This window comes from Deltaproteobacteria bacterium (genome assembly GCA_016219225.1).
Classification (GTDB): domain Bacteria; phylum Desulfobacterota; class RBG-13-43-22; order RBG-13-43-22; family RBG-13-43-22; genus RBG-13-43-22.
Map to the genome: position 1 here is coordinate 1 of JACRBX010000244.1, position 7,772 is coordinate 7,772.

At 51.0% G+C, this 7,772-nt stretch carries 8 protein-coding genes; all 8 read left to right on the forward strand.

All coding sequences use genetic code 11. From position 1 onward, the window contains the following. The first annotated feature begins 161 nt into the window (after positions 1–161). Positions 162–1,160 (forward strand): TRAP transporter substrate-binding protein DctP, encoded by a 999-nt coding sequence (gene dctP, locus HY879_20295; protein ID MBI5605680.1) that lies wholly within the window; start codon positions 162–164, stop codon positions 1,158–1,160. 2 nt (positions 1,161–1,162) lie between these two features. Next, on the forward strand, positions 1,163–2,446 hold the full coding sequence (locus HY879_20300; GenBank protein ID MBI5605681.1) for a DUF2088 domain-containing protein: 1,284 nt from the start codon (positions 1,163–1,165) through the stop codon (positions 2,444–2,446). A gap of 242 nt (positions 2,447–2,688) precedes the next feature. Beyond that, the gene (locus tag HY879_20305) at positions 2,689–3,480 is read left to right on the forward strand and encodes an IclR family transcriptional regulator (protein ID MBI5605682.1); all 792 of its coding nucleotides are present in this window, start codon (positions 2,689–2,691) and stop codon (positions 3,478–3,480) included. Between the two features lie 115 nt (positions 3,481–3,595). Continuing rightward, positions 3,596–4,942, forward strand: coding sequence for a phenylacetate--CoA ligase family protein (locus HY879_20310; GenBank protein MBI5605683.1), 1,347 nt, complete (start codon positions 3,596–3,598; stop codon positions 4,940–4,942). A 287-nt stretch (positions 4,943–5,229) separates the two neighbouring features. Next, entirely contained in the window at positions 5,230–5,400 is a 171-nt protein-coding gene (locus HY879_20315; GenBank protein MBI5605684.1) for a hypothetical protein, read from the forward strand. A 328-nt stretch (positions 5,401–5,728) separates the two neighbouring features. Further along, positions 5,729–6,688 carry a TRAP transporter substrate-binding protein gene (locus HY879_20320; protein ID MBI5605685.1) on the forward strand — a complete coding sequence of 320 codons (960 nt, stop codon included), beginning with the start codon at positions 5,729–5,731 and terminating at the stop codon, positions 6,686–6,688. Between the two features lie 176 nt (positions 6,689–6,864). Further along, entirely contained in the window at positions 6,865–7,341 is a 477-nt protein-coding gene (locus HY879_20325; GenBank protein MBI5605686.1) for a TRAP transporter small permease, read from the forward strand. Further along, a partial coding sequence (locus tag HY879_20330) for a TRAP transporter large permease subunit (GenBank protein ID MBI5605687.1) occupies positions 7,341–7,772 on the forward strand: 432 nt, incomplete at its 3' end. The genes HY879_20325 and HY879_20330, both read left to right, overlap by 1 nt.

Consider the following 7,772-nt stretch of genomic DNA (forward strand, 5'->3'; position numbering starts at 1 on the left):
ATAAGAAGTTAAATAAATAATCATTGTCCCACGGAAACAGTCGTCATTGGTGAAAGAACCATACCCCCTTAAAGGGGGGGCAGGTAACAATGCCCTTATAGGGCTAATCATGCCACCGGCTAAGCCGGTGGTTCTGACTTTAAACCACTAAGGAGGCAGTTATGAAAAAGAAAAAAGGCTTTTGGGGGGTGATCGGGTTTATGGTTTTAACACTTTCCATGATCCACTTGGGGCAGGTCCAGGCCGAGACTATCACCTTAAAAGCGGTCACCGGGTGGCCGAAGACCTCAAGCGAGAACAAATCCTTTTTTATGTTTAACGAATTGGTCGAACAGATGGTGGCCAAGAAATACCCCGGCGAGCTGAAGATCAATTACATCGGCGGACCGGAGGCAGTTAAATCCACCGACCAGGTGCAGGCTTGCCAGCGGGGCATGGTCGACATGGTCTACACGACCAGTGCCTATTACGTGTCGGTCCTTCCCGAGGTGGACGCCTATAAACTGTCCGAGTTCACCCCCATGGAGGAGAGGACCGGCGGTGCTTTGAAAGTTATGAATGACCTCCATGAGAAAAAAGGCCTTTACCTGTTGGGTCGGCTGGGCCTCGGTGAAAGGTTTCACCTCTATCTCAAGAAACCGATCCAATCCGCCGATTTGAAAGGCCTGAATATCCGGGTATCTCCTATGTACTTGCAGATCATCAAAGGTCTCGGCGGAAACCCGGTGGTCATCCCTCCCACCGAGGTGTATCCCGCTCTTGAAAGGAACGTGGTTGACGGCTTTTGCTGGCCGGCCGTGGGTATCCGCGATTGGGGCTGGCATAAGCAGATCAAATATATCGTCGAGCCCGGCTTTTATCAGGTGCCGAATCCTGTTGTTCTGAACCTGAATGCCTGGAACAAGCTGCCCAAGAAATTCAAGGACCTCCTGACCGAAGCAGCCATGGAGGCCGAAAAAAAGGCCATAGCCTATTTTGAAGAGCTGGCCAAACAGGAACGGCCTATCCTGATCAAAGAAGGGCTGCAGGTAATCGATCTGCCGGCACAGGAAAAACAGAAATTCCTGAAGATGGGCTATGATGAGGGTTGGAACGACATTATCCAGAAGAACCCCAAAACCGGCCCGGAATTGAAGAATCTGTTGATCAGGAGGAAGTAGTTATGGCTTATTTTCTTAACAGTTCGGCTGGAAAAGCCTTCTTCTCGCTTCCCGAAGGATGGAAGCCCCTGGTTGAGGAGGACAAGGCGCTGGTTCCCGGGGTTTCCGATCCGATTAATGAGATCAGAAGGGCCTTGGATCAACCCATCGGCTCTCTGCCCATTGAAGAACTGGCCAGACCGGGGATGGAAGTGGTTCTCCTGTTTGATGACCTGCAACGTCCTACCCCGGCTCACCTGGCCTTGCCGGAAATAATGGACCGGCTCAACCGGGCCGGCGTACCCGATGGACGTATCAAAGGGGTCTGCGCCCTGGCCACCCATCCTATTCTCAACTTGGATCAGTTGAAAACCAAGGTCGGGGAGCAGGCCTTTGACCGTTTATCGGGCCGCCTGTTTTCCCATGATCCCCATTCCAAGGATAATGTCATTATCGGCAAGACCCACCGGGGGACCCTGGTGGAAGTCAATCCACTGGTGGCCTTTGCCGATCTGATTCTGGGGGTTGGAGAATGCATGCCTCACCCTGTAGCCGGTTATGGGGGGGGATGTAAGATTGTCATGCCCGGGGTGTCTTCCTACCGGTCGGTGGCGGATCATCATTTTACCTGGATGCGGCATCGGAACAGCCGGGTTAATCTTCTGGGTGGCAATCCTTTTTATGAAGAAATCATCGATGCCGGGCAAATCTCCCGACTGACCTTCAAACTGGACCTGGTCATGAATGAAAAGAAGGAAATTATCCGGGCCTTTGCCGGGAATCCTCTTGAAGAACACCGGGCCGCATCTGAATTTGCCCATTCCCTTTACCGGGTGGCCCTGTCCAGGATGGCCGATGTAACCATTACTTCGGCCTTTCCTTTGGAGTACGGGGTTCAGGCCACCAAATCGTTGTGTATGGCCGGTTTTTGCACCCGGGCCGGAGGGACGATTATCTGGGCCGCCCCGCAGAATGAGGCCGGACCTATCCTGCCCCTGATCCGGGAAATGGGAAGTGAAGAAACCGCCAGTGCCTTTCATCGGCGGCTGATTGCCGGAGATATCCCCGAACATCTCCGGTCCTTCGGCATCTCTTATATTATGCAGGTGGTCTATTTTAAAGAGCTGGCCGAAAAATTCAGGGTCTATCATGTTACCCGGGGGTTATCCCCGGAACAGGTCGCCATGATGAAATTTCATTATGCCTCGTCTCTTCAAGAGGCCATCCGGGATGCCGCCCCAAAGACCCCCGAGGCGGCTGTGGCCATTTTCCCATCAGGGGGGACGATCATACCGGAAATTGTTTAACAGGCTATTGGCTATGGGCTAAGGGCTATGGGCTATGGGCGAGGGGCAATAAGGCGAGGGCTAAGGTACTGGGTTCAAGGTTTTCTTTTCTTGAAACTTGAAACTTGCAACTTGCATCGTTAATAGGCGAGGGGCAAGGGGAACCTGTTTTCCTATTCATCTGCCGGTGGCATATATTTTACTGTTGACAAAACGGCCTCCTTGTTCATAGAGTAGAAAATAATTTCATCAGGTGAACAGAGATGGCACAGGATAAAAAAGAGACCTTCTACAACAGATCCCTGGAAAGGGCCTTGCAAATTTTGAATGCCTTTAGCAGTGAAAGGTCGTTGCTTACCCAGAGTCAATTATCGGAGATCCTGAATTTATCCAGGGCTACGGTATTACGATTATGTTCGACACTGGTCAAATACGGCTTTCTGAATCAGAACCCGGCCTCCAAGGAATACTCTCTGGGTTCGCGGTTGTTTGAGCTGGGAAGTATTGTTTTGCACTCTTTCTCCCTGAGGAAAAAGGCCGCTCCTTTCTTAGACCGATTGCATTCGAAATTCGGCCAAACCCTGTTCCTGGCGGTTCTGGATCAGGGACATTTAATCTACATTGACAAGAGAGAAGACTCGCGAAACCCGCTCACCTTTACCTCGAAGATCGGCACCCTCCGTCCCCCTTATTGGGGGATGCTGGGACCCATGCTCATGGCTTATCTGCCGGACTCCGAAATCGAAAGACTTTTAGAGAAAAATCCGCTGACGGCTACCACCAAAAAGTCCATTACCAAAATAGAGGAATTCAAGAAGTGGCTTGATCAGATCCGGGAGGAGGGGGTGGCTGTCGATGAGGAGAGGACCTTTGAAGGGATCACCGGGATCGCCGCACCCATCCGGGACTTTACAGGGAAAGTGATCGCCAGTATTGGCATTTGTTTTATTTCTTCCACCGTGGAGGCCAACGGGTTGAAGAGAATCATAAAAGAGACTATCCGAACAGGCCTGAATATTTCAAAGGAAATAGGGTATCGTGAAAAAATGAATTAGCAGACTTTTTTACTTGACAGGATTGGAGGAAGTACGGTAAAGGATATGATCATTGAATGAAATATAAATTTTATTAGATGAAACAAGCGTGCTGCGGTGAGCAAAGGGGGAAATGATGGGTTTTTATGAGGAAACACAAAGGTATTGGAATCCTGTTGTGGAAAGGCTCCCCCGGGAACAGTTGCGCGCCCTTCAGGTCAGGAAGTTTAAAAAGATTCTGGAATGGGCTTACGGGCGGTCGAAGTTCCATCGCAGTCTCTATCAGGCGGCCGGTCTGGAGCCCGGGGATATCAAAACCTATGAGGATATCGCCAGGGTGCCGAAGGTCGAGAAGGCTATGATGCGGGGTATCCAGAGAAAGGACCCCTTCCCTTATGGCGATGCCCTCTGCGTGCCCCTGGAGGAGGTGACTGAATTTCGCCAGACCAGCGGCACCACCGGAACGCCGGTCTACCAGCCGGATACCTGGCAGGATTGGGAGTGGTGGTCCGAGTCCTGGGCCACCCTGTTGTATGCCCAGGGCTATCGAAGGACGGACCGGGTCTTCCTTCCCTTTGGATATAATATTTTTGTGGCCTTCTGGGCCGGCCATTATGCTGCCGAGAAATTGGGCTGTGAGGTTATACCGGGGGGCGTTCTGGATACCGAAGCGCGGGTATTGAAGATTCAAGAGCTTAAGGCCACGGCCATGATGGCCACCCCCACTTATGTTTTAGGGATGGCCGACACGGCCCGCAAGAAGTTGGGGATCGACCCGGCCAGGGACCTGACCATCCGGAGGATCACCTGCGCCGGAGAACCTGGGGCCAGCATTCCATCCACCAAGCAGCGGCTGGAGGCGGCCTGGGGAGCCAAGGTCTATGATCACGTGGGGGCCACGGAGATCGGGGCCTGGGGGTTTGAATGTCTGGAACAACCCGGGGGGCTTCATGTCAACGAGGCCCTTTTTCTGGTGCAATTAGAGGATCTGGTAACAGGGGAATTGATCGAGGAGCCTGGAATCAGAGGCAAGATCGTCATAACCGCCCTGGACCGGATGGCCCAACCTTGTATCCGGTTCGACTCCAAGGATGTGGCCGAATGGGCGGCCGACCCCTGTGGTTGCGGGAGGACCTTCCGGATAATCAAAGGCGGCATCATTGGAAGGGCGGATGATATTACCAAGATCAAAGGTGTGCTGATCGCCCCGACCGCCATAGAAGAGGTGGTCCATTCCCTGAAGGGGTTGGGCGACGAGTTCGAGGTCCTGGTCACCAAAAAGGGGGATTTGGATGATATCACCCTCAAGGTCGAGCTTTTGCCTGATCAAGAGGGAAATCGCCAGGTGATCCTGGGTCAGCTCAAGGATCAATTGCGCTTGAAGACCAACCTGGGGTATAACATCGAAGTGCACCCCTATCATTCTCTGCCCCGGTATGAGGGGAAGGCGAAGCGGTTCAAAGACCTGAGAAAGCAGGGATAGCCGGAAAAGAGAGTATCGTTCACCGCAGAGCCGCAAAGAACGCAGAGAGAATCATTATTGTTCAATCACGCCATAGGCGTGATTGAACAAAACATCTCTGGCCTCCGGCTGAATAATCACTGAAAGATTCCGGCCTGTAGGGGCCAGACCCGTTGGGTTGTGAGAGCTTTTTCCTTTCTGTCCTCTCAACAGAAAGGAAAAAAAATTCTCCCTTTGCGTTCTTTGCGCCTCTGCGGTGAAAACAGTTTTTAAGAATCTAAACAGATACAAAGTTTCAGGGGACACGTATGGATCGACAACAAATGGAAAAACTGGATGACCGGATCAAGGTTATCAAAAAGGCGGCCGAGGAGTTGAAGGGCCTTTCAGGAGGGATGCAGGCCGTTGACCGGAATGCCGACCGGATACTGGCCTCTGTGAAGATGCTCGAAATCAATGTAAGCGACCTTCTTTGGTGACTTGTGATTCTTGACTTGACAAGGCGTTTTTTTTTGACTAATTTTAATTAGTTACATATTGCCTGGATTCCCGTCCCCGATTAAGGCATTCGAGGACAGGCTCTGCGCGGGAATGACGAGGTATTACAGGATCATCAATATTGGAGAACATGTTTAAAACAACATATTTCAATCGGAAAGGAGGTGGGACCCTGTTCAATACATGGAACATCCTGATGTGTAAAGTATTCATAAACATTCAAAGTTGAAAAACTATCACAAGGAGGTAATCATGGTTAAGAAAGGCTTTTCTTTTTTTATCGTCACCTGTTTTCTGATCACTTTTCTGATGATTGGAGTCGGTCATACCCAGACCAAGTCGGTTACCCTTACCTATTCCACTTTTTTCCCGGCTACCCACACCCACACCTTGCTCTCCACCGAATGGGCCAAGGAGATTGAAAAACGAACCAATGGCGCGGTGAAGATTACCATGTTCCCCGGGGCCACCCTGACCCCGCCCAACCAGGCCTACGACGGTGTGGTGAAAGGCATTTCCGATATCGCCTTGTCGGTTTTCAGTTACACCCCCGGCCGTTTTCCTATGATGGAACTCATTGATATGCCCCTGGGATACAAATCCGCTCTTCAGGCAACCCATTTGTGCAACGCTTTTTATAAGAAATTTCAGCCTAAGGAACTGGACGCCGTCAAGGTTATGTACCTCCACGCCCACGGCCCCGGTATTTTACATACCAAAAAACCGGTGCAAAAATTGGAGGACCTGAAAGGCGTGAAAATCCGGTGCACCGGTACAACGGCCAAGTTGGTTGCCAAATTAGGCGGCGTCCCGGTGGCCATGCCCCAAACCGAAACCTATGACGCCCTTCAAAAAGGGGTGGTGGATGGTGTTATGAATCCCTTTGAGGCATTGAAAGGCTGGAAAATAGCGGAAGTCATTAAATCGACTACGGTCAATTCCGGATCGGCCTATTCTATGGCCTTTTTCGTAGTCATGAACAAGGGGAAATGGAATGCCCTGCCCAAAGAGGTCCAGGCCGTGATTGAAAAAGTCAATGAAGAATGGATTGAAAAAACAGGCAAGGCCTGGGACGACATTGACAAAGGCGGTGTGGAATTCACCAAAGCCAAGGGGAATCAGATTATCAACCTGTCCAAACAGGAAGATGAAAAATGGGCCAAATTGGGTCAACCGATCTTTGAAGAAACCGCCCAGGCCGTAAAAGCCAAAGGGCTGCCCGGCGACGAGGCTTTGAAGTTCATCCAGGATTGGATCAAAAAGAATTAGCAAAGACCGGTGAAAATTCCCTGTTATGGGTTACGAGTTGCGCATTACGCGTTCCGAGTGATCTGGAATTTTTATACTTTCGCAAGTCGTAACTCGTAACAGGGGAAAAGTCAGCGTTTATTTTTCGGATTTTTCCCCTCCCTCTGTGACGGAGGGATTCGTTTTAAGGAGCCTGCATGAAAATGATCGTTTCCCTTATCGGAAATCTTTCCCGCCTGATGTATTGGATTGCCGGTATATCGCTGGCCGGGATTATGTTCCTCACCGTGGCGGATGTTTTCTTAAGAGCCTTTAAAAGGCCGATTGTGGGGACCTATGATATTGTGTCTCTATTGGGGGCCATTGTCATCGGCTTTGCCATCCCCCAGACCTCCCTGGAGAGGGGGCATGTCCTGATGGATTTTTTGACCGAAAAACTCCCTTTCGGCGGGAAACTATTTTTCCATGTTCTGACCAGGCTATTGGCCATTATCGTCTTTCTGATTATCGGTTGGAACCTCATAGCCCTGGGAAATGATTTAAAACAAACCGGTGAGGTTTCCATGACTCTGAGAATTCCCGGTTTTCCCATTGCCTATGGCATCGGGCTCTGTTGTTTTATCGAATGTCTGATCCTGGCCACCGGTATGTTTTTAAAAAAGGAGGGGGAATGATGAGCCTGGAAATGATCAGCCTTTTAACCGTTGTACTGCTTTTTGTTTTTTTCCTTATGGGACTGGAGATCGGATTTTCCATGGCCCTGGCCGGTTTTATCGGTTTTGCCTGGATCGTTAATGTCCCGGCGGCCTTAAACCTGGTGGCCAAGGATATCTACCAGGTTTTTTCTTCCTATGGCTTTACGGTCATACCCCTCTTCGTCCTGATGGGCCAGGTGGGTGCCAGCGGTGGCATCGCTCGCAGTTTATACGATTCGGGATATAAATTCATGGGCCATATCCCGGGCGGGTTGGCTATCGGCACCGTAGCGGCGGCCACGGTCTTCAAGGCCATCTGCGGCTCTTCCCCGGCCACGGCCGCCACCTTTGCCACCATTGCGGTGCCGGAAATGGACCGCTACGGTTATGATAAAAGGCTGTCCTGCGGC